The sequence below is a fragment of the Streptomyces sp. V2I9 genome (assembly GCF_030817475.1).
GTDB lineage: Bacteria > Actinomycetota > Actinomycetes > Streptomycetales > Streptomycetaceae > Streptomyces.
Genome location: NZ_JAUSZJ010000002.1, coordinates 5,038,801 through 5,061,127, shown reverse-complemented (window position 1 = coordinate 5,061,127; position 22,327 = coordinate 5,038,801). Strand labels below are relative to the sequence as shown.

The 22,327-nt window shown below is 72.1% G+C and carries 14 protein-coding genes; 10 read left to right on the top strand and 4 right to left on the bottom strand.

What is annotated here, in order from left to right:
• Positions 1–466 precede the first annotated feature (466 nt).
• The 4 genes from QFZ71_RS22340 to glgB all read left to right on the top strand — a co-directional run bounded on the left by QFZ71_RS22340 (position 467) and on the right by glgB (position 8,375).
• A complete protein-coding gene (locus QFZ71_RS22340) occupies positions 467–2,485 on the top strand; it encodes an alpha-1,4-glucan--maltose-1-phosphate maltosyltransferase (RefSeq protein WP_307669946.1) in 2,019 nt (672 codons plus the stop codon).
• Complete coding sequence (gene treS / locus QFZ71_RS22335) at positions 2,482–4,188, top strand: maltose alpha-D-glucosyltransferase (RefSeq protein ID WP_307669945.1); 1,707 nt, start codon at positions 2,482–2,484, stop codon at positions 4,186–4,188. The genes QFZ71_RS22340 and treS overlap by 4 nt, the downstream gene beginning before the upstream one ends.
• A gap of 254 nt (positions 4,189–4,442) precedes the next feature.
• Positions 4,443–5,864 carry a maltokinase gene (locus QFZ71_RS22330; RefSeq protein WP_307669944.1) on the top strand — a complete coding sequence of 474 codons (1,422 nt, stop codon included), beginning with the start codon at positions 4,443–4,445 and terminating at the stop codon, positions 5,862–5,864.
• A 72-nt stretch (positions 5,865–5,936) separates the two neighbouring features.
• Positions 5,937–8,375, top strand: coding sequence for a 1,4-alpha-glucan branching enzyme (gene glgB, locus QFZ71_RS22325; protein ID WP_307669943.1), 2,439 nt, complete (start codon positions 5,937–5,939; stop codon positions 8,373–8,375).
• Between the two features lie 78 nt (positions 8,376–8,453).
• On the opposite strand, the gene QFZ71_RS22320 is transcribed toward glgB, so the two are convergent.
• From QFZ71_RS22320 to QFZ71_RS22310, 3 genes are all read right to left on the bottom strand, one after another.
• Positions 8,454–9,347, bottom strand: a complete 894-nt coding sequence (locus QFZ71_RS22320; RefSeq protein ID WP_307669942.1) for an NAD(P)-dependent oxidoreductase — start codon at positions 9,345–9,347, stop codon at positions 8,454–8,456.
• Between the two features lie 209 nt (positions 9,348–9,556).
• Positions 9,557–10,870: a peptidase gene (locus QFZ71_RS22315; protein WP_307669941.1), complete on the bottom strand. Its 1,314-nt coding sequence runs from the start codon at positions 10,868–10,870 to the stop codon at positions 9,557–9,559.
• Between the two features lie 275 nt (positions 10,871–11,145).
• A complete protein-coding gene (locus QFZ71_RS22310) occupies positions 11,146–12,513 on the bottom strand; it encodes a cation:dicarboxylate symporter family transporter (RefSeq protein ID WP_307669940.1) in 1,368 nt (455 codons plus the stop codon).
• Positions 12,514–12,668: 155 nt separating this feature from the next.
• On the opposite strand from QFZ71_RS22310, the gene QFZ71_RS22305 reads away from it, so the two are divergent.
• The 3 genes from QFZ71_RS22305 to QFZ71_RS22295 all read left to right on the top strand — a co-directional run bounded on the left by QFZ71_RS22305 (position 12,669) and on the right by QFZ71_RS22295 (position 15,974).
• Positions 12,669–14,405 (top strand): sensor histidine kinase, encoded by a 1,737-nt coding sequence (locus tag QFZ71_RS22305; RefSeq protein WP_307669939.1) that lies wholly within the window; start codon positions 12,669–12,671, stop codon positions 14,403–14,405.
• Complete coding sequence (locus QFZ71_RS22300) at positions 14,402–15,076, top strand: response regulator (protein ID WP_307669938.1); 675 nt, start codon at positions 14,402–14,404, stop codon at positions 15,074–15,076. The genes QFZ71_RS22305 and QFZ71_RS22300 overlap by 4 nt, the downstream gene beginning before the upstream one ends.
• A 193-nt stretch (positions 15,077–15,269) precedes the next feature.
• A complete protein-coding gene (locus QFZ71_RS22295; RefSeq protein WP_307669937.1) occupies positions 15,270–15,974 on the top strand; it encodes a helix-turn-helix transcriptional regulator in 705 nt (234 codons plus the stop codon).
• A gap of 109 nt (positions 15,975–16,083) precedes the next feature.
• Here the strand turns inward: QFZ71_RS22295 and QFZ71_RS22290 are convergent, their stop codons facing one another.
• Complete coding sequence (locus QFZ71_RS22290) at positions 16,084–17,109, bottom strand: ATP-dependent 6-phosphofructokinase (protein ID WP_307669936.1); 1,026 nt, start codon at positions 17,107–17,109, stop codon at positions 16,084–16,086.
• A 352-nt stretch (positions 17,110–17,461) separates the two neighbouring features.
• On the opposite strand from QFZ71_RS22290, the gene pta reads away from it, so the two are divergent.
• The 3 genes from pta to pyk all read left to right on the top strand — a co-directional run bounded on the left by pta (position 17,462) and on the right by pyk (position 22,326).
• A complete protein-coding gene (pta, locus tag QFZ71_RS22285) occupies positions 17,462–19,543 on the top strand; it encodes a phosphate acetyltransferase (protein ID WP_307669935.1) in 2,082 nt (693 codons plus the stop codon).
• A complete protein-coding gene (locus tag QFZ71_RS22280; protein WP_307669934.1) occupies positions 19,540–20,793 on the top strand; it encodes an acetate kinase in 1,254 nt (417 codons plus the stop codon). Before pta ends, QFZ71_RS22280 begins: the two co-directional genes overlap by 4 nt.
• A gap of 102 nt (positions 20,794–20,895) precedes the next feature.
• A complete protein-coding gene (gene pyk, locus QFZ71_RS22275; RefSeq protein ID WP_307669933.1) occupies positions 20,896–22,326 on the top strand; it encodes a pyruvate kinase in 1,431 nt (476 codons plus the stop codon).
• The last annotated feature ends 1 nt before the right edge of the window (position 22,327 follow it).

Genomic DNA, 22,327 nt, shown 5'->3' with positions numbered 1-22,327 from the left:
TTACCCCCGTACGCAGCCTTGTGGACCTCCCGGTCACAGGGAAGGCTGCCGTGTGGCGCCACAGAGCGGGTACCCGGAACCCGTGGGGGCGCTTCGGGGTCCCCGCACCCACCGGGGGCGTACGCGCCGCGCGCGGTGGGTCCCGAACCTTCGGTGACGACCGAAGAGTTGACACAGCGCCGGATTTCCCACCCGGGGACGCGGGGAAGGCTTCCCCGGTACGCGGAACGACCCGGCCGGCACACGTTCTCCGCGCGTCCCGAAACATGCGCGAAACCCCCGCGACCCACCCATTCGAGTGCCATTCGAGTGAATGCGGACAGGAGCGGCCATGCCCAGAGCCCATCAGCGGACAGCTGAGCAGCTACAAAGGACAGATCCCCGTCTTCGCGGCACACGCGGTCGGCCCTCCGCCCGCGTGCCGTCCCCCATGCACGCAGAGCTCCTCCAGCCCTCAGGTGATTCCATGATCGGTCGTATTCCCGTCCTGGACGTCCGTCCTCTCGTCGACTGCGGCAGACGGGCGGTGAAGGCCGTCGTCGGTGAGACCTTCCAGGTCAGTGCCACCGTCTTCCGCGAAGGCCATGACGCGGTGGCCGCCAACGTCGTGCTGCGCGATCCGGGCGGGCGGGTCGGTCCGTGGACCCCGATGCGCGAGCTGGCCCCGGGCACGGACCGGTGGGGGACGGACATCACCCCGGACTCCGAGGGCCGCTGGACGTACACGGTGGAGGCGTGGAGCGATCCGGTCACCACCTGGCGCCACCACGCCGCGATCAAGATCCCGGCGGGCATCGACACGGACCTGGTGCTGGCGGAAGGCGCCGCGCTGCTGGAGCGGGCCGCCGCGGGCGTGCCCAAGAAGCACGGCCGCGAGGCCGTGCTCGCGGCGGTGGACGCGCTGCGCGACACCGCCCACCCGGCCGGGGCCCGGCTCGCCGCGGCGCTGACCCCGGCGGCCGAGGCGGTCCTCGCCCGGTATCCGCTGCGCGAACTGGTCACCCGGTCCAAGCCGCTGGCGGTCCGGGTGGAGCGCGAGCGGGCGCTGTTCGGGTCGTGGTACGAGCTGTTCCCCCGCTCGGAGGGGGCGAAGCGGGTGCCGGTGGACCCGGCCGACACCTCGCCCGACGCCCCGACCCGGCTGGTCAGCGGCACGTTCCGGACGGCGGCCGAGCGGCTGCCCGCGGTCGCCGCCATGGGGTTCGACGTGGTCTATCTGCCGCCGGTCCACCCCATCGGGACGACCCACCGCAAGGGGCCGAACAACAGCCTGACGCCCGGTGAGCACGATCCGGGGGTGCCGTGGGCGATCGGTTCGGCGGACGGCGGGCACGACGCGGTCCACCCGGAGCTGGGCACGCTGGAGGACTTCGACCACTTCGTGTCGGTGGCCCGCAACCTGCGGATGGAGATCGCGCTGGACTTCGCACTCCAGTGCTCGCCGGACCACCCGTGGGTCAAGGAGCACCCGGACTGGTTCCACCACCGCCTCGACGGGTCGATCGCGTACGCCGAGAACCCGCCGAAGAAGTACCAGGACATCTACCCGATCGCCTTCGACAAGGACATGCGCGGTCTGGTGGCGGAGACGGTGCGCATCCTGCGCTTCTGGATGGACCGCGGGGTGCGGATCTTCCGGGTCGACAATCCGCACACCAAGCCGGTGGTGTTCTGGGAGAAGGTGATCGAGGAGATCAACGGCGCCGACCCCGACGTCATCTTCCTGGCGGAGGCGTTCACCCGACCCGCGATGATGCGCACGCTCGGCGCGATCGGCTTCCAGCAGTCGTACACGTACTTCACCTGGCGCAACACCCGGCAGGAGCTGACGGAGTACGTCACGGAGCTGGCCGGGGACGCCGCCTCGTACATGCGGCCCAACTTCTTCGTGAACACCCCCGACATCCTTCCCGGCTACCTCCAGGAGGGCGGCCGTCCGGCCTTCGAGGCGCGGGCGGTGCTGGCCGCGACACTGTCCCCCTCGTGGGGCGTTTACGCGGGGTTCGAGCTGTGCGAGAACACCCCGGCCAAGCCGGGGAGCGAGGAGTACCTGAACTCGGAGAAGTACGAACTGCGCCCGAGGGACTGGGAGTCGGCGGAACGCGAAGGCCGGACGCTGACGCCCCTGATCACCTCGCTGAACCGGATCCGCCGGCGTAACCCCGCTCTGCGGCAGCTGCGCGACGTCCACTTCCACCACGCCGACAACGACGCGCTGCTCGTCTACAGCAAGCGCTCCGGATCGAACACCGTTCTGGTGGTCGTGAACCTCGACCCGCACCACACCCAGGAGGCCACGGTCTCGTTGGACATGGAGCGGCTCGGCCTTTCCCGGCACGAGCGCGTACCGGTGCGCGACGAGCTCACCGGCGATACCTACCACTGGGGCAGGACCTTCTATGTGCGCCTGGAGCCGGGCGTCACGCCTGCGCACATCGCGGTCCTGCGACCGTCCCCGCCGACCGGAGGGTCACCCACACCATGATCGTCAATGAGCCTGTCCCCGACACGTTCGAGGACACCCCAGCCAAGGACCGCGATCCCGACTGGTTCAAGCGCGCCGTCTTCTACGAGGTCCTCGTCCGGTCCTTCCAGGACTCCAACGGCGACGGAATCGGCGACCTCAAGGGCATCACCGCCAAGCTGGACTACCTCCAGTGGCTCGGCGTCGACTGCCTCTGGCTGCCGCCGTTCTTCAAGTCGCCGCTGCGCGACGGGGGCTACGACGTCTCCGACTACACGGCCGTCCTGCCGGAGTTCGGCGATCTCGCCGACTTCGTGGAATTCGTGGACGCCGCGCACCAGCGCGGTATGCGCGTCATCATCGACTTCGTCATGAACCACACGAGCGATCAGCACGAGTGGTTCCAGCAGTCCCGCACGGACCCCGACGGCCCGTACGGCGATTACTACGTCTGGGCCGACGACGACAAGCAGTTCCAGGACGCCCGGATCATCTTCGTGGACACGGAGACGTCCAACTGGACCTTCGACCCGGTCCGCAAGCAGTACTACTGGCACCGCTTCTTCTCGCACCAGCCGGACCTCAACTACGAGAACCCGGCGGTCCAGGAGGAGATCCTGGCGGCCCTGCGGTTCTGGCTGGACCTGGGCATCGACGGCTTCCGGGTCGACGCGGTGCCGTACCTCTACCAGCGCGAGGGCACCAACTGCGAGAACCTGCCCGAGACCCACAACTTCCTCAAGCGGGTCCGCAAGGAGATCGACGCCAACTACCCGGACACCGTGCTCCTCGCCGAGGCCAACCAGTGGCCGGAGGACGTCGTCGACTACTTCGGCGACTACGCGTCCGGCGGGGACGAGTGCCACATGGCGTTCCACTTCCCCGTCATGCCGCGCATCTTCATGGCGGTGCGCCGCGAGAGCCGCTACCCGGTCTCCGAGATCCTGGCGAAGACCCCGGCGATCCCGAAGAACTGCCAGTGGGGCATCTTCCTGCGCAACCACGACGAGTTGACGCTCGAAATGGTGACGGACGAAGAGCGCGACTACATGTACGCGGAGTACGCCAAGGACCCGCGGATGCGCGCCAACATCGGCATCCGCCGGCGGCTCGCCCCTCTGCTGGACAACGACCGCAACCAGATCGAGCTGTTCACCGCGCTGCTGCTGTCGCTGCCCGGTTCCCCGATCCTCTACTACGGGGACGAGATCGGGATGGGCGACAACATCTGGCTGGGCGACCGGGACGCGGTGCGCACCCCGATGCAGTGGACGCCGGACCGCAACGCCGGTTTCTCCTCCAGCGATCCGGGGCGGCTCTACCTCCCCACGATCATGGACCCGGTCTACGGCTACCAGGTCACCAACGTCGAGGCGTCGATGGCGTCGCCGTCCTCGCTGCTGCACTGGACCCGCCGCATGATCGAGATCCGGAAGCAGAATCCGGCCTTCGGTCTCGGCGAGTACACCGAACTGCCCTCGTCCAACCCGGCGGTGCTGGCGTTCACCCGCGAGTACCAGGACGACCTCGTGCTGTGCGTGCACAACTTCTCGCGGTTCGCGCAGCCGACCGAGCTGGACCTGCGGTCGTTCGACGGACGCCACCCGGTGGAGCTGATCGGCGGGGTGCGCTTCCCGGCCATCGGCCAGTGGCCGTACCTGCTGACCCTTGCGGGACACGGCTTCTACTGGTTCCGGCTGCGCAAGGACGCGCCCCCGGCGTAGGGCGTGAGGCGCTGATCCGCCGGAGGCGCCCCATGCTCCACCCGCCCGTGCGGGACGGTTTCCGCCGTCCCGCACGGGGCACTCTGAGCGAAACGAAGGACCTGCCGAAGGACCTTCGGAGTCCGCACGGTTCCGCCGTTCGAGTCCGTAAGGACCCTCCTCTCCCGACACGTCCCGCACAGCCGGACAGCCATTGCCGCAATCCGGGACACTCTTCGCATCCTGTGGTGTGCCCGGGGAAAGGACGCGATGCCATGTCGGAGGCTGCATCCAGTCACGTCGCCCTGGCGAAGATCACGAGGAACAGCGCAACGACCGGCAGTACGGGGGAAGGAGAACTCCTCCCGTCCCTCGCCCCCCTGCTCCACTCCTGGCTGCCCCGGCAGCGGTGGTTCGCCGGCAAGGGCCGGCCGGTCACCGGCTTCTCGCTGGTCTCGGCCACCGAGATGCTGCCGCTGCACGGCACGGCGGGACCGGGGCTCCTGCATCTGCTGCTGCGCGCCGAACAGCCCTCGCGGGACAGCCGCCCCGACGAGGACTGCTACCAACTCCTGCTGGGCGTGCGGACGTCGCTGCCCCCCACGCTCGCGGGGGCGCTGATCGGCCAGGTCGAGCGGGGTCCGCTCGCCGGACGGACCGTCTACGACGCGCTGCACGATCCGCGGCTGGCCGATCTCCTGCTGGAACGTCTCCGCAGACCCGGCAGGCTCGGCGCGCTGCGCTTCGAGCGGACCGCCCCGATCCCGGACGGCCTCCCGCCGCGGGTCCTGGACGCCGAGCAGTCCAACTCCTCGCTGGTCTACGGGGACGCGTACATCCTCAAGATCTTCCGACGCGTCTTCCCGGGCGACAACCCGGACCTGGAGCTGCCGCTCGCGCTGGCCCGCGAGAAGTGCGAGCGGGTGCCGGCCCCGGTCGCCTGGTTCGAGGCGCCGGGACCCGAACCGCTCACCCTCGGCGTCCTCCAGCCCTTCCTGCGCGGGGCCCGCGACGGGTGGCAGCTCGCCCTGTCCGCGCTCGCGGCGGGACGCGACTTCCTGCCCGAGGCGCGGGCGCTCGGCCGGGCCACCGCCGAGGTGCACACGGCGCTCGCCGCCGCGCTGCCCACCCCGGCGCTGCGCGGGACCCAGACCCGGCAGCTCGTCGCGGAGATGACCCGGCGACTGGAGTCGGCCGCGCGGGCGGTCCCGGCACTGGCGCCGTACGTCCCGGGGCTCCGCGCCGCCTTCGACGCGGTGACCGACCTCGGGGTACGGGGCAGCGGCTGGGCCCAGCAGCGCGTGCACGGCGATCTCCACCTCGGGCAGACGCTGCGCTCCGCCGACGGCTTCTGGTCGCTGATCGACTTCGAGGGCGAACCGGCCCGGCCGCTGGCCGAGCGCCGCAGCCCCGCGCCCCCGGTGCGCGATGTGGCGGGCATGCTGCGGTCGTTCGACTACGCGGCCCGCTCGCACCGCCCGTGGAATCCGGAGTGGGCGGCCCGCTGCCGTGCCGCCTACTGCGAGGGCTACGCGCAGGCGTCGGGCACCGATCCGCGCGGCGAGCCGGAGCTGCTGCGTGCCCACGAGACGGACAAGGCCGTGTACGAGGTGCTGTACGAGGCCCGGCACCGCCCCGACTGGCTGCCGGTCCCCATGGCGGCCATCCAACGGCTGGCCCGGTCCGCCGCCGCCTGAGCGGGCCCGGCCTCCCGCCCCTCCCCCTACCCCCGTGGTTCTCTCCCTTCACTCCCCGAGGAGGCAGTCCCTGTGACCGCCCGCAAGCCGTCCCGCAAGGCATCCCGCAAGCAGACCGCCGAGATCCCGGTCGAGGTCCGGGCGGAATCGCCCGCCGGGCCCCCGGCCGCGGCCCCGGCCGGGGTCTCCGCCGCAGCGTCCGCCGAGGCGTCGGCGGCCCCGTCGCCCGCGGCCACCACGACCGCCACGGAGCCCGTCCCCGCGAAGCGCACCCGGACCGCGGGGGCGGAGGCGGGCCCGCCGCGCCCCCGGCAGGCCGCCGACGGCCAGGGCGCCCGCCCCGCACCGGCCCTGGACCCCGCGGACCGGGGCCGCCTGCTGGCCGGCGACCACCACGCGCCGCACGACGTGCTGGGCGCGCACCCGATCCCCGGCGGCGTGCTGGTACGCGCGCTGCGGCCGTTCGCCCGTTCCGTCACCGTGCTGGCGACCGGTCTGCGGGCCGAACTGCACGACGACGGCGACGGGTTCTTCTCCGGCGTGCTGCCGGTGCCGGAGATCCCCGCGTACCGGCTGGAGGTGGCCTATGACGACAACACCGTCGAGGTGGAGGACCCCTACCGCTTCTGGCCCGCCCTCGGGGAGCTGGATCTGCACCTGATCGGCGAGGGCCGCCACGAGGAGTTGTGGCGGGCGCTCGGCGCGGAGCCGATGGTCCACCAGGGGGTGGCCGGGACCCGGTTCACCGTCTGGGCGCCGAACGCGCGCGGCGTGCGGGTCACCGGTGACTTCGCCTACTGGGACGGCACGGCCTTCCCGATGCGTTCGCTGGGCTCGACCGGGGTGTGGGAGCTGTTCCTGCCGGGGGTCGGGGAGGGTGCGCTGTACAAGTACGACATCTGCCGTCCGGACGGTTCGCACACGGTCCGGGCCGACCCGATGGCCCGCCGCACCGAGGTGCCGCCGGCGACCGCGTCCGTCGTCACCGCCTCGCACCACGAGTGGCAGGACGCGGACTGGATGGCGCACCGGGGCGACCGCCCCGTCCACGAGGCCCCGTTCTCGGTGTACGAGGTCCACCTGGCTTCGTGGCGGCCCGGACTGACGTACCGTCAACTCGCCGAACAGCTCCCGGCGTACGTCAAGGATCTGGGCTTCACGCATGTCGAGCTGATGCCGGTCTCGGAGCACCCCTTCGGCGGTTCCTGGGGCTACCAGGTCACCGGGTTCTACGCCCCGACCTCCCGGATGGGCACCCCGGACGACTTCCGCTTCCTCGTCGACGCCCTGCACCGGGCCGGGATCGGCGTCATCATGGACTGGGTCCCGGCCCACTTCCCGCGCGACGACTGGGCGCTGGCCGAGTTCGACGGCCGGCCGCTGTACGAGCACTCCGACCCGCAGCGTGCCGCGCACCCGGACTGGGGAACGCTGGAGTTCGACTACGGCCGCACCGAGGTCCGCAACTTCCTGGTCGCCAACGCCACGTACTGGTGCGAGGAGTTCCACATCGACGGGCTCCGGGTGGACGCGGTGGCCTCCATGCTCTACCTCGACTACTCGCGCGAGGACGGCCAGTGGTCGCCCAACGAGTTCGGCGGGCGGGAGAACCTGGACGCGGTCGCCTTCCTCCAGGAGATGAACGCGACCGTCTACCGGCGCAATCCGGGCGTCGTCACCATCGCGGAGGAGTCCACCGCCTGGGACGGCGTCACCCGGCCCACCGACAGCGGGGGCCTCGGCTTCGGGCTGAAGTGGAACATGGGCTGGATGCACGACTCCCTCCAGTACATGGCGAAGGAGCCGGTCCACCGCAAGTACCACCACAACGAGATGACGTTCTCGATGGTGTACGCCTACAGCGAGAACTACGTGCTGCCGATCTCGCACGACGAGGTGGTGCACGGCAAGCAGGCGCTGGTGACGAAGATGCCCGGCGACTGGTGGCAGCGGCGGGCGAACCACCGCGCGTACCTGGGTTTCATGTGGGCCCACCCCGGCAAGCAACTGCTGTTCATGGGGCAGGAGTTCGCGCAGGGCGCGGAGTGGTCCGAGGGGCACGGCCCGGACTGGTGGCTGCTCGACCCCTCGTACGAGGCGTCCGCCGACCACCGCGGTGTGCGGACCCTGGTCGGCGACCTGAACGCGGTGTACGGGGCGGTGCCCGCGCTGTGGCAGCGCGACACCGTGCCGGAGGGGTTCAGCTGGGTGGACGGCGGCGCGGCCGAGGACAACGTGTTCGCGTTCCTGCGGTACGACGCGGACGGCTCGCCGCTCCTGGCGGTCTCGCACTTCTCCCCGGCGGTCCGCACCGACTACCGTCTCGGGGTGCCGGAGACCGGTGCGGAGGGCTGGGTCGAGGTGCTGAACACCGACGCGGCCCGTTACGGCGGCGGCGACGTGCGCAACGAGGAGCCGGTGAAGGCGGAGGCGGTGCCCGCGCACGGACGGCCGTCGAGCATCTCGCTGACGCTGCCGCCGCTGGCGACGGTGTGGCTGCGCCCGGCGTAGCCGGGGGGAGGTGGACGGACCGGGGCCCGGTCCGCGTCGGTGACGACACGGTCCGGGCCCCTCCCCCGTCGCGGCGGGTCAGTGATCGGCGGCGATCACCTCGACGATGCTCGACCAGGACTCGGGGCCGTGGCCCCGCGCGATCGCCCGGTCGGTGACGCCCTTGAGGGCGGCGAGCTGGGAGACGTCCAGGCCCCGGTCCTTCGCGGCGTGCAGGATGTGGTCGACGCTGGCCGCCATCATCGCCAGGTTCGCGCCCTCGCCCGTGTACGCGCGGGAGTCGATGTCGGTGGCGGTGTAGGCCGCGATCGGCGGCAGGATGTTCGCGATCGTGGTGAGGTACGGGGCGAGGGACGCGCCGTCGATGCCCTCCGCGCGGGCCAGCGCGAAGGCGTGGACGAGGCCGCCCATGGCCCCGTAGAAGAAGTCCAGCATCGCCATGTCGTAGGCGGCGGCGAGGCCGTGGTCCTCGCCGAGGAAGGTGGCGGGCGCGCCGAGCGCCTTGAGGGTGGCCTCGTGGGCGGTGAAGGCGGCGCGGTCGCCGGAGTGGAAGATCAGCGCCTCCGGCGAACCGATCATGTCGACCGGCACCATGATCGCCCCGTCGAGGTAGGACAGGGAGTGCTTCTCGGCCCAGACGGCGGCCTGCCGCGAACGGGCCGGGGTGTCCGAGGTGAGGTTGACCAGGACCCGCCCCTGAAGGGCCCCGGCCAGCGGTTCCAGGACCGCGTCGGAGGCGTCGTAGTCGACGAGGCAGACCACCACGAGTCCGCTCGCCCGGACGGCCTCCTCGGCGGACGCGGCCCGCACCGCGCCCCGTGCGACGACGTCCTCGCCCTTCTCGGGCGAACGGTTCCAGACAGTGGTGGGGTGGCCGGCGGCCAGGAAGGCGCGGGCCAGGGAGCGGCCCATGTCACCGAGGCCGAGAACGGTGACGGGGGTGGATTCGGCGGTCGTGTTCGCTTGCGTCATGGACACCATGCTGGGCGCGCGAACAGGGCCTGACCAGAACCCACTTGACTGTCAGCTACGCACTTTCGGGAAAGGATGCAGGTCAGCGGCTCAGTGGGCTGGAAACGTCCGGCCGGTTCCCCGGTGCGCGGGGGTGGGGACGGGTCCCGACGAGGGCCGACGTGTCCGCCGGGGGGGGGGCGGGCCCGTCGGCGTCGGAGTGCGGGGTGTCAGCTCCGCCGGATCGTGGACCGGCGGCGCACCGCCCAGACGACGCCGCCGCCGGCGGCCACCGCCGCGGCTGCCATGCCGACCAGCGGGAGGGTGGAACCGGAACCGGTCGCCGCGAGGTTTCCGCCGTTCCCCGTCCGCGAGGTCGCGCCGCCGGCCGTCGCGTCGCCCGTACCGCCGGAGGAGCCGGAGCCCCCGGTGCTCGTACCGCCGGTGGAGACCGAGCCGCCGGAGGAGGAAGGACCGCCGGAGGAGGTGGAAGCGCCGTTCGACGACGAGCCGCCCGTACCTCCGGAGGAACCGGTCGAGCCGGAGGCGCCCGCGTCCTTGCCCGTCTCGATCACGATCCGCGCGGTGTCGTTGGCCGCGTTCCGGTCGAAGGGGCGCTCCTGGCCGGTGAAGGAGACCTCGCCCGTGGCGCGGCCGACCGCCTTGTCGATCCGCAGGACGAAGGGGTAGCTCTCGCCGCCGTCCACGTCGGCCCGGGACCCGGAGGTGCCGCAGCGGTAGTGGGTCCTGGTGACGGCGTCGCAGAATCCGTGCGCCTCGACGACGGACGTGCCGTTCGGGATGCGGACGTCGACGGTGGTGACGCTCCGGTCGCGGTCGCCCTGCACGCGGGCGGGGCCCTTGTTGGCGAACGTCACCGTCGCGGTGACCTTGTCGCCCACCGCACCCTTCACCTCCGCGCCGGTGAGGGCGAAGTCGGCGGTGTTGGCGGCGTTCACCTCGGTCTCGGCGACCGGCTCGGGGTGGTCGCGCCGGTCGGTCTCGGTGGCCGGAGCCTCCACCTCCTCCAGGGTGAGCGGGTCGCCGGTGCCCGGCACGGACTCGCCGGAACCGGCGTCGCCCGGATCGGGCTCGCCGACGCCGATCGTCACCCGCAGGTGGTCGCGGAACGCGGAGTCGAGCGCCCCGACCGATACGGGCTTCGCCGTGCCGTAGACGACATTCGGCTTCAGCGGCTGCTCGATCCTGCACGAGGCGACGTTCGACGCGGGCATCTCGTCGTAGGACGGGACGGTGTAGTAGGTGCAGTTCCGGTGCGTCTCGTCCGCCTTCAGCCCCGGCGACACGGCGTACGTCACCCAGACCGCGGGCACCTCCGCCGTCCCCTTGTTCAGGAACGTGAGCGGGGTGGAGAACGAGCTTCCGGGCCGGACCCCCTCGACCCGCGCGATCGTCCCGACGCCGAGCTGCGGCTCCGGTTCGCCGGCGAGCGCCGGTACGGCGCCCAGCGCCACCAGTGCGGCGACGGCTACGGCGGCGGTCCCGCCGCGCAGGGTACGGCTGCGGGAAGGGGGGATGCGCATGGAAGTCCTTCGGTCGTGGGGCGCGGTGGCGGGCTGCGGTCCTTCACCTCTCAGGACCGGTGCTGGAGCACGAGGGTTGTCCCTGCCGGGTTCCCCGTGACAGAACACGGACACAGGTGGCCGGTACCGGCCACCGACACAAGGACACCCGTACCGGGGGATACGGGTGTCCTTGGTGGGGGCCGCAGGGGCTGGGGGGCCGCTGCGGCCGGGGGTGCCGCAGGGCTGGGGGGTGCCGCTGCGGCTGTCCGGTGGGGTGGCGCGACGGGACCCGGTCAGACCTTGGCGGGCTGTTCGGCGGCGGCCTCCCGCTGGGCGGGCACCTCGTCGGAGGGGGCGGGGCCGTGGCCGTCGTCCACCAGGGTCTTCTCGTCGAACGGGATCCGGCCGGCCAGCACCTCGCCGACCCGCTCCTTGTCGATCTCCTTGGTCCAGTGGCCCACCAGGACCGTGGCGACCGCGTTGCCCGCGAAGTTGGTCAGGGCGCGGGCCTCGCTCATGAAGCGGTCGATGCCGACGATCAGGCCGACGCCGTCGACCAGTTCGGGGCGGTGCGACTGGAGGCCGCCGGCGAGGGTCGCCAGCCCCGCGCCGGTCACACCGGCCGCGCCCTTCGAGGCGATGACCATGAAGACCAGCAGCGAGATCTGCTCGCCCGCGCTCAGCGGGTCGCCCATGGCGTTGGCGATGAACAGCGAGGACATCGTGAGGTAGATCGCGGTGCCGTCGAGGTTGAAGGAGTAGCCGGTCGGCACGGTGATGCCGACGACGGGCTTGCTGACGCCCATGTGCTCCATCTTCGCGATCAGCCGGGGCAGCGCCGACTCGGACGAGGAGGTGGAGAGGATCAGCAGGAACTCGCGCCCCAGGTACTTCAGCAGCGCGAACAGGTTCACCCCGGCGACCAGGCGCAGGAGGGCGCCGAGCACCACGAAGACGAACAGCGCGCAGGTGACGTAGAAGCCGATCATGATGATCGCCAGCGACTTCAGGGCGTCGAGGCCGGTCTCGCCGACCACCGCGGCGATCGCGCCGAACGCGCCGACCGGGGCGGCCCACATGATCATCGCCAGGATGCGGAAGACGAGGCGCTGGATGTGGGTGATGCCGCGGAGGACCGGCTCACCGGTCCTGCCCATCGCCTGGAGCGCGAAGCCCGCGAGGAGCGCGATGAGGAGGGTCTGGAGGACCTCGCCCTCGGTGAACGCGGAGACCATCGTGGTCGGGATGATGCCGAGCAGGAAGTCCACGGTGGACTCGCTCGCGCCCGACGCCTGCGCCTCTCCGGCGGCTCGCGCCTGCTCGGTGATGTGGAGGCTGGAGCCGGGCTCCAGGACGTTGCCGACGAGCAGGCCGATGGCGAGCGCGACGGTCGACATGACCAGGAAGTAGCCCAGCGCCAGCCCGCCGACCGCGCCGACCTTCGCCGCCTTGCGGACCGAGCCGACGCCGAGGACGATCGTGCAGAAGATGATCGGCGAGATCATCATCTTGATCAGGTTCACGAAGCCGGCCCCGATGGGCTTCAGCTCGACGGCCACGCCGGGGGCCACGAAGCCCACCAGGATGCCGAGCGCCACGGCGGCGATCACGGCGATGTACAGGTAGTGGGTGCGGTCCCGTTTTTCGGCTGCCACAGCCATGGTGGGGCTCCTCGGCTCGGTCACGTCGCCCCCGTCCCTGGGGGCTTCGGTGACTATCCACCCCCCTGTGACCCCGGTCACCGTTGCGTTCATATCGTTCACGGTCGTTTTCCGGCCAGGCAGGGAGCTCCGGCCGGTCCAGGCAGACTGGGGGCATGCGCTTCCCCCGTACCCGCCCCCGGAGCCTGGCGGGCCAGCTCTTCGCCATGCAGGTCGTGCTGATCGCCGCCGTGGTGGCCGGGTGCGCCGTCTTCGCGTACGCCTCCGGCAGCGCGCTGGCGGAGGAGACGGCCGAGCGCCAGGTGCGGGTGGCGGCCCTCGCGGTGGCCGATTCCCCCTCCGTACGGGAGGCGATCCGTACCCCGGACCCGTCCGCCGTACTCCAGCCGTACGCGGAGCGGGTGCGCGAGGACACCGGGATCGCCTTCGTCACGATCATGGACCCGCGGCGGGTGCGCTGGACGCACCCGGACACCGCGCGGATCGGGGACACCTTCCTCGGCAACACCGCGCAGGCGCTGCGCGGGGAGACCTTCACCGAGACGTACACCGGAACGCTCGGCCCCTCGATACGGGTGGTGACCCCGATCTTCGACCGGGGGCGGATCGTCGGCCTCGTCAGCGCGGGCATCACCGTGGACCGGGTCTCCTCGCAGGTACGGGAGCAGTTGGGCGCCCTCGCGCTGGCGGCGGGCGGGGCGCTGGCGCTCGGCGGGATCGGCACGTACGTGATCAACGCCCGGCTGCGGCGGCACACCCACGGGATGAACGCGGCGGAGCTGAGCCGGCTGCACGACTACCACCAGGCCACCCTGCACGCGGTGCGCGAGGGGCTGCTGATGCTGGACGGGCGGCGTCGGGTCGCGCTGATCAACGACGCCGGGCGGGAGCTGCTGGGTCTGGAGCCGGACGCCGAGGCGGTCGGCCGCACGGTCGACGAAATGGCCCTGCCCGCACCGCTGACCGGGGCGCTGCTGGCGTCGGAGGCGCGGGTGGACGAGCTGCATCTGACGGCGGAGCGGGTGATCGTGGTCAACACCCGCCCGGTGGTGGGCGGTGAGCGGCGGGGCACGGTGGTGACGCTGCGCGACCACACCGAGTTGCAGGCGCTCTCCGGGGAGCTGGACTCGGAGCGCGGGTTCACGCAGGCACTGCGCTCGCAGGCCCACGAGGCGGCGAACCGGCTCCACACCGTGGTGTCGCTGATCGAACTGGGCCGGGTGGCGGAGGCCGTGGACTTCGCGACGGCCGAACTGGAGCTGGCGCAGGTGCTGACCGACCGGGTGGTGGGGGCGGTGGAGGAGCCGGTGCTCGCCGCGCTGCTGCTCGGCAAGGCGGCCCAGGCGAACGAGCGGGGGGTGGAGCTGGTGCTCGCGGAGGACAGCCTGATCGACGACGGGGCGCTGCCGCCGTCGCCGCCCCACCGGGATCTGGTGACGATCCTGGGCAATCTGATCGACAACGCGGTGGAGGCGGCGTCGGAGGGGTCCGAGGGCGCGGACGAGGGCGGGGCGGTGCCCGCGCCGCGGGCCGCCGGAGGGTCTGCGGGGCGGCCTCGGGTGACGGTGACCGCGCTCGCGGACGAGCGGGAGCTGCTGCTGCGGGTGGCGGACACCGGGGCGGGCATCGACCCGGCGGCGGCGGACGAGGTGTTCCGGCGCGGCTGGTCGACGCACGGGGCGGGGCGCGGGCTCGGCCTGGCGCTGGTGCGGCAGGCGGCGCACCGCAACGGGGGCACGGTGGAGCTGGACGCGGGTCCGGACGGCGGAGCGCGCTTCACCGTACGGCTGCCGCTCGGCGACCGGACGGCGGGATCGCGGCCGGGGGCCGGGCACGGGCCCGGGTCGGACGCGTCCGGCTCCGTAGCGGCGTCCGAGGAGGTCACGCCGTGATCCGGGTGCTGGTGGTGGAGGACGATCCGGTGGCGGCCGACGCCCACCAGATGTACGTGGAGCGGGTGGAGGGCTTCACGGTGACGGCGGTGGCGCACACCAGGGCGGCGGCGGTGCGGGCGCTGGAGCGGACCCCGGTGGACCTGCTGCTGCTCGACCTCTACCTTCCCGACGGGCACGGGCTCGGGCTGCTGCGCTCGCTGCGGGCGTCCGGCCACGGGGCGGATGTGATCGCGGTGACCTCGGCGCGGGACCTGGCGGTGGTGCGGGAGGGGGTGTCGCTGGGCGTCGTGCAGTACGTGCTGAAGCCGTTCACGTACCCCACGCTGCGGGACCGGCTGGTGCGGTACGCGGAGTTCCGGGGGGCCGCCGGGGAGGCGAGCGGGCAGGAGGAGGTGGACCGGGCCCTGGGCGCGCTGCGGGTCGCGCAGCCCGCCGCGCTGCCCAAGGGGCTCAGCGGGCCGACGCTGGAAGCGGTGACGCGGGTGCTGAAGGAGGCCCCGGAAGGGGTGACGGCGGCCGCCGCCGGGGAGTCGGTGGGCATCTCCCGGATCACGGCCCGGCGGTATCTGGAGCATCTGGTGGCCGTCGGCAGCGCGGCGAGGCGTCCGCATTACGGGCAGGTCGGCAGACCGGAGCTGCACTACCGCTGGCTGGTCGCCGGGCGCTGACCGGCCGGTGGCCGAGGGACCGGCAAGCGCTTGCCGGTCGGTTTCGCCCCCGTGCCGAGCCGCTGTGAAGGTTCTGCGGAGGGGAGAAAGAAAGCGCTGGTGGGGACTGGTTTCCCATACCGCCCGCGCGGTTCGTACTAGGAGGTTCCTACGAAGCGTGAACTGTGCGGAACGTACCGTAGCCAGGACGGGGATGGACTTCTACGGTGGGCCCGTGCACCCCACCCCGCCCTTCAACGCCCCCGCCGCGCGCCGTCTCCGCGAGGCTCTGGGGATGGCCCCCGGCCATGTCGCCTACGGGCTCGCCGCCCAGTACGGACTCCGGATCAGCGCCGAGACGGTCATCGCCTGGGAGCGCGGCGCCGCGCTCCCGGCGGAGCGCGAGCTGACGGCCCTGGCCGGCGTCCTGTGGTGCGCTCCGGGCGAACTCCTGGCCGCCGCCGCCACGCTGCGCGAACACCGCGTGAGCCGGGACCTGACGGTGGACGACCTGGCCCGGCAGCTGGGGATGACCGGCTCCGCGTACCAGCGGATGGAGGAGTCGGGGCGCTGGCGGGGCAACGAGAAGCAGTCGGCCGCGCTGTGCCGGGCGCTGGGCCTGACGGCGGCGCAGTTCCTGACGGCGACCGGCCGCGACGCGGAGCTGGCGGACCTGCTGACCAGCGCGGTCACCACGCGCTGGCAGGCCTACGTCCGCCCGGTCTCCAAGATCGTCCCGATGGACCGGGCGCACGTGCAGGACGTGCTGGAGCAGTTGCACACCGACTACCAGGCCCTGATGGTCTCCACGCTGAGCTGGAGCAGCACCGGCCAGGAACGCTCCGGTGCGTCGGGCGACGCGGGCCGGGCGTTCCTGGCGCGGGTGGTGGAGCAGTTCTGGCGGACGGCCGGGGTGTGACTCCGCACGGGCCGCCCGTGCGGCCCGTGCGGTTCCGGACCGGCCGCCTGTGCGGTTCCGGCGCGAGGAAGCGCGGCGGGCCCTGGAAGCGCGACGAGGTCCGGCGGTCCTAGAAGACCGACTCCGCCTCGTACATCCGCTCGGCGGGCACCCGCTTCAGCTGGGTGATGGCCTCGGCGAGCGGGACCATGGCGATGTCGTTGCCGCGCAGGGCGGTCATCCGGCCGAACTCGCCGCGGTGCACGGCCTCCACCGCGTGCCAGCCGAAGCGGGTGGCGAGCACCCGGTCGTACGCGGTCGGCGTGCCGCCGCGCTGGACATGGCCGAGAATGACCGGCCGGGCCTCCTTGCCCAGCCGGGTCTCCAGCTCGATGGCGAGGCGGTTGCCGATGCCCTGGAAGCGCTCGTGGCCGTACTGGTCGATCTCGCCCTTGGCGTACGGCATGGAGCCCTCGGCCGGGTGCGCGCCCTCGGCGACGCAGATGACGGCGAACTTCTTGCCGCGCGCGAACCGTTCCTCGACCATCTTGACCAGGTCGTCGACCTGGAAGGGGCGCTCCGGCAGGCAGATCCCGTGGGCGCCGCCGGCCATTCCGGACTCCAGCGCGATCCACCCGGCGTGCCGGCCCATGACCTCGACGACCATCACGCGCTGGTGGGACTCGGCGGTGGTCTTCAGACGGTCTATGGCCTCGGTCGCAACGCCCACCGCCGTGTCGAATCCGAACGTGCGGTCGGTGGAGGAGATGTCGTTGTCGATGGTCTTCGGGACGCCGACGACGGGCATGCCGGCGTCCGCGAGCATCCGGGCAGCGGTGAGCGTGCCCTCCCCGCCGATCGGGATGAGCGCGTCGATGCCGTAACGGCGGGACAGCTCCGCGCAGTTCTCGGCGGCCTCGCGGAGCCGGTCGCGCTCCAGCCGGGCCGAGCCGAGGATGGTGCCGCCACGGGCGAGGATGCCGCTGACCGCGTTGAGGTCGAGGGGCCGGTAGTGGCCGTCGAGCAGCCCCTTGAAGCCGTCCTCGAAGCCGATGACCTCGTCGCCGTGACCCACGACGGCACGGTGGACGACCGACCGGATCACTGCGTTCAGGCCGGGGCAGTCGCCGCCCGCGGTGAGAATTCCGATGCGCATCGAGGTGTGTCTCCTGCTCGCTAGTCGCGCTTTTCCGGGAGACCGACCGTGGCGGCCTCCGTGCCCTGAACCAGGACGATTGTCCCACGCCCGGCACGACGACCGCGCTTTCGGCCGTACGGGGGGGGGCGACGGGGCAGGAGGTGCACGGGGCCGGTGAGCGCGTCGTCCCGGCCGGGGTGGAGTGCTTCTCCGGCGGGCGGCCTAGCGGCACCCGCAGGTATCGTCAAGAGCCGATGCAGGCCAATGCCGTACCCGGCGGAACACCGGGCGGGCACGGGGGCGCCACTCCCGTTCGGACGCCCGGTGTTCCGCCGGGGTACGGCACCGAGACAGGGACGGGAGAGCACGCGTGGCGCGGAGCGTGTATGTGACCGGGATCGACCGGGGGGACGGCCGGCAGGTCGTCGAGCTGGGAGTCATGGAGCTTCTGACGCGTCAGGTGGACCGGGTCGGGGTCTTCCGCCCGCTGGTCCACGACGGGCCCGACCGGCTCTACGAGCTGCTGCGGGCCCGCTACCGGCTCTCCCAGAGCCCGGCCTCGGTCTACGGCCTGGACTACCACGAGGCGTCCGCCGTACAGGCGGAGAAGGGCACCGACGAGCTGGTCTCGCAGCTGGTCGAGCGCTTCCACCGGGTGGCCAGGGAGTACGAGGCGGTCCTCGTCCTCGGCAGCGACTTCGCCGCCACCCAGCTCCCCGACGAGCTGGCGCTCAACGCCCGGCTGGCCAACGAGTTCGGGGCCTCGGTGATCGCGGTGGTCGGCGGCAAGGGCCAGACCGCGGAGTCGGTCCGGGCCGAGACCCGCAACGCCTACCGCGCCTACGCGGGGCTGGGCTGCGACGTGCTGGCCATGGTGGTCAACCGGGTCGCCGCCGAGGACCGCACGGCGATAGCGGAGCGGCTCGCGGCCCGGCTGCCGGTCCCCGTCTCCGTGCTGCCGGACGATCCGGCGCTCTCGGCGCCCACGGTCGCCCAGATCACCGCGGCGCTGGACGGCACGGTGCTGCTCGGCGACGACTCGGGGCTGGCGCGCGACGCGCTGGACTTCGTGTTCGGCGGGGCGATGCTGCCGAACCTGCTGAACGCCCTGACGCCCGGCTGCCTGGTGGTCACCCCCGGGGACCGGGCGGACCTGGTGGTGGGTTCGCTGGCCGCGCACAGCGCGGGCACCCCGCCCATCGCGGGCGTGCTGCTGACCCTGGACGAGCGGCCCGGCGAGGAGATACTCACGCTGGCCGCGCGGCTCGCACCGGGGACCCCGGTCGTGTCGGTGGCCGGCGGCTCCTTCCCCACGGCGGCCGAACTCTTCACGCTCGAAGGCAAGTTGAACGCGGCGACCCCGCGCAAGGCGGAGACCGCCCTCGGCCTGTTCGAGCGCCATGTGGACACCGGCGCCCTGCTGGAGCGGATCTCGGTGGCCCGCAGCGAGCGCGTCACGCCGATGATGTTCGAACACGAGCTGCTGGAGCAGGCCCGCTCCGACCGCAAACGCGTGGTGCTGCCGGAAGGCACGGAGGAGCGGGTGCTGCGCGCCGCCGACGTGCTGACGCGCCGCGACGTCTGCGATCTCACCCTCCTCGGCGACGTGGACGTGATCCGCAAGAAGGCCGCCGACCTCGGGATCGACCTCGCGCGGGCTCAGCTGATCGACCCGCACACCTCGGAGCTGCGGCAGACGTTCGCCGAGCGGTACGCCGAGCTGCGCGCGCACCGCGGGGTGACGGTGGAGCTGGCGTACGACGTGGTGGCGGACGTGAACTACTTCGGCACGCTGATGGTGCGGGAGGGGCTGGCCGACGGGATGGTGTCGGGGTCGGTGCACTCCACGGCCGCCACGATCCGCCCGGCGTTCGAGATCATCAAGACCAAGCCGGACGCGTCGATCGTCTCGTCCGTCTTCTTCATGTGCCTGGCCGACAAGGTCCTCGTGTACGGCGACTGCGCGGTGAACCCGGACCCGGACGCCGAGCAGCTCGCGGACATCGCGGTGCAGTCGGCGGCGACGGCGGCCCGCTTCGGCGTGGAGCCCCGGGTGGCGATGCTGTCGTACTCGACCGGGACCTCGGGCTCCGGCGCGGACGTCGACAAGGTGCGCGAGGCCACCGAGCGGGTGCGGGCCGAGCGTCCGGACCTGCGGGTGGAGGGGCCGATCCAGTACGACGCGGCGGTCGAGCCGACCGTCGCGGCGACGAAACTGCCGGACTCGGAGGTGGCGGGCCGGGCGAGCGTGCTGATCTTCCCGGACCTGAACACCGGCAACAACACCTACAAGGCCGTGCAGCGCTCGGCGGGAGCGGTGGCGGTCGGTCCGGTGCTCCAGGGCCTGCGCAAGCCGGTCAACGACCTCTCGCGCGGCGCGCTCGTCCAGGACATCGTCAACACCGTGGCCATCACGGCGATCCAGGCCCAGGGCGAGGAGCGCCCCGCATGACGGACACCGCCCCCGCCCCCGATCACGAAAGCACGGCTGCCCCTGTGGAACCGCATCGCGTCCTCGTCCTCAACTCCGGCTCCTCGTCGGTGAAGTACCAGCTCCTCGACATGCGGGACCGCTCCCGGCTCGCCTCGGGCCTGGTCGAGCGGATCGGCGAGGAGACCTCGCGGCTGGTGCACACGCCGTCGGGCGGGACGGAGACCAGGGAGCGTACGGGCCGGATCGCCGACCACGACGAGGCGCTGAAGGCGGCGGCCGAGGAGCTGGCGGCGGACGGACTCGGCCTGGACTCCCCCGAACTCGCCGCGATCGGGCACCGGGTGGTGCACGGCGGGCTGCGGTTCAGCGAGCCGACGCTGATCACCGACGAGGTGCTGAAGGAGATCGAGCGCCTGGTACCGGTCGCGCCGCTGCACAACCCGGCCAACATCACCGGCATCCGTACGGCGCGGGCGCTGCGGCCGGACCTGCCGCAGGTCGCGGTGTTCGACACGGCGTTCCACCGGACGATGCCGGAGTCGGCCGCGCGGTACGCGATCGACGTGGAGACCGCCGACGCGCACCGCATCCGCCGCTACGGCTTCCACGGCACCTCGCACGCGTACGTCTCGCGGAAGACGGCCGAGCTGCTGGGCAGGGCGCCGGAGGAGGTGAACGTGATCGTGCTGCACCTGGGCAACGGGGCGTCCGTCTCGGCGGTCGCGGGCGGCCGGTGCGTGGACACCTCCATGGGGCTGACCCCCTTGGAGGGGCTCGTGATGGGTACGCGCTCGGGGGACATCGATCCGGCGGTCACCTTCCACCTGATGCGGGTGGCGGGCATGTCGGCCGACGAGGTCGACGTCCTGCTGAACAAGAGGAGCGGGCTGGTCGGCCTGTGCGGCGACAACGACATGCGGGTGATCCGCCGCCGGATCGACGAGGGCGACGAGCGGGCGGCGCTGGCCTTCGACATCTACGTGCACCGGCTGAAGAAGTACATCGGCGCCTATACGGCGGTGCTCGGCCGGGTGGACGCGGTGGCGTTCACGGCGGGGGTCGGTGAGAACGCGGCCCCGGTGCGGGAAGCTGCCATCGCGGGCCTGGAGGAGCTGGGCATGGCGGTGGACGCCGGGCTCAACGCCGTACGGTCCGGGGAGCCGCGGCTGATCTCGCCGGAGTACGCGCGGGTGGCGGTGGCCGTGGTGCCGACGGACGAGGAGCTGGAGATCGCCGACCAGACGTACGCGCTCGTCGAGGGGTCGTGACGCACGGCTCGGACGGGTCGACAACTGAGCACCCCCGCGCCCTTTTGTATCTTCCACCAGACGGAATATTCCGCAGCGAAACAAACCGATAGGATCCGCCTCATGCGCCGTTCCAAAATCGTCTGCACCCTCGGTCCCGCCGTCGACTCCCACGAGCAGCTCGTCGCTCTGATCGAGGCGGGCATGAGCGTGGCCCGTTTCAACTTCAGCCACGGCTCCCACGAGGAACACCAGGGCCGTTACGACCGCGTCCGCAAGGCCGCCGCCGAGACCGGCCGCGCGGTGGGCGTGCTCGCCGACCTCCAGGGCCCGAAGATCCGGCTGGCCAAGTTCGCCGAGGGCCCGGTCGAACTGGTCCGCGGTGACGAGTTCACCATCACCTCCGAGGACGTCCCCGGCGACAAGTCGATCTGCGGCACCACCTACAAGGGCCTGCCGGGCGATGTCGTCAAGGGCGACCCGATCCTGATCAACGACGGCAACGTCGAGCTGAAGGTCGTCGCGGTCGAGGGCCCCCGGGTACGGACCATCGTCATCGAGGGCGGTGTCATCTCCGACCACAAGGGCATCAACCTGCCCGGCGCGGCGGTCAACGTCCCGGCCCTGTCCGGGAAGGACGTCGAGGACCTGCGCTTCGCGCTGCGGATGGGCTGCGACCTGGTCGCCCTCTCCTTCGTCCGGGACGCCGACGACGTCAAGGACGTGCACAAGGTGATGGACGAGGAGGGCCGCCGGGTCCCCGTCATCGCCAAGGTGGAGAAGCCGCAGGCGGTCGAGCACATGGAGGGCGTCGTCGCGGCGTTCGACGGGGTGATGGTGGCCCGTGGCGACCTGGCGGTCGAGTACCCGCTGGAGAAGGTCCCGATGGTGCAGAAGCGCCTGGTGGAGCTGTGCCGCCGCAACGCCAAGCCGGTGATCGTGGCGACCCAGATGATGGAGTCGATGATCACCAACTCGCGGCCGACCCGCGCCGAGGCGTCCGACGTCGCCAACGCGATCCTGGACGGCGCGGACGCGGTCATGCTGTCGGCCGAGTCGTCGGTGGGCGCGTACCCGATCGAGACGGTCAAGACGATGGCGAAGATCGTCACCGCCGCCGAGGAGGAGCTGCTCTCCAAGGGCCTCCAGCCGCTGGTCCCCGGCAAGAAGCCCCGCACGCAGGGCGGTTCGGTGGCCCGCGCGGCCTGCGAGATCGCGGACTTCCTCAACGGCAAGGCCCTCGTCGCGTTCACCCAGTCCGGCGACACGGCCCGCCGCCTCTCGCGCTACCGCACGGCCCAGCCGATCCTGGCGTTCACCACCGACGAGAACACCCGCAACCAGCTCGCGCTGAGCTGGGGCGTCGAGTCGTACGTCGTCCCGCACGTGGACAACACCGACGCGATGGTCGACCTGGTCGACGCGGAGCTGCTGAAGCTGAACCGCTACAACGACGGCGACACGATGGTCATCACCGCCGGCTCGCCCCCCGGCGTCCCCGGCACCACCAACATGGTCCGGGTCCACCACCTGGGCGGCGGCGAGCGGGACTGAC

Coding starts and splice junctions, on each gene's coding strand:
- treS (WP_307669945.1), top strand. CDS start 2,482: ATGATCGTCAATGAGCCTGTCCCCGACACGTTCGAGGACACCCCAGCC.
- QFZ71_RS22295 (WP_307669937.1), top strand. CDS start 15,270: ATGGACTTCTACGGTGGGCCCGTGCACCCCACCCCGCCCTTCAACGCC.
- QFZ71_RS22290 (WP_307669936.1), bottom strand. CDS start 17,109: ATGCGCATCGGAATTCTCACCGCGGGCGGCGACTGCCCCGGCCTGAAC.
- pyk (WP_307669933.1), top strand. CDS start 20,896: ATGCGCCGTTCCAAAATCGTCTGCACCCTCGGTCCCGCCGTCGACTCC.
- QFZ71_RS22340 (WP_307669946.1), top strand. CDS start 467: ATGATCGGTCGTATTCCCGTCCTGGACGTCCGTCCTCTCGTCGACTGC.
- QFZ71_RS22320 (WP_307669942.1), bottom strand. CDS start 9,347: ATGACGCAAGCGAACACGACCGCCGAATCCACCCCCGTCACCGTTCTC.
- QFZ71_RS22310 (WP_307669940.1), bottom strand. CDS start 12,513: ATGGCTGTGGCAGCCGAAAAACGGGACCGCACCCACTACCTGTACATC.
- QFZ71_RS22315 (WP_307669941.1), bottom strand. CDS start 10,870: ATGCGCATCCCCCCTTCCCGCAGCCGTACCCTGCGCGGCGGGACCGCC.
- QFZ71_RS22280 (WP_307669934.1), top strand. CDS start 19,540: ATGACGGACACCGCCCCCGCCCCCGATCACGAAAGCACGGCTGCCCCT.
- QFZ71_RS22330 (WP_307669944.1), top strand. CDS start 4,443: ATGTCGGAGGCTGCATCCAGTCACGTCGCCCTGGCGAAGATCACGAGG.
- QFZ71_RS22305 (WP_307669939.1), top strand. CDS start 12,669: ATGCGCTTCCCCCGTACCCGCCCCCGGAGCCTGGCGGGCCAGCTCTTC.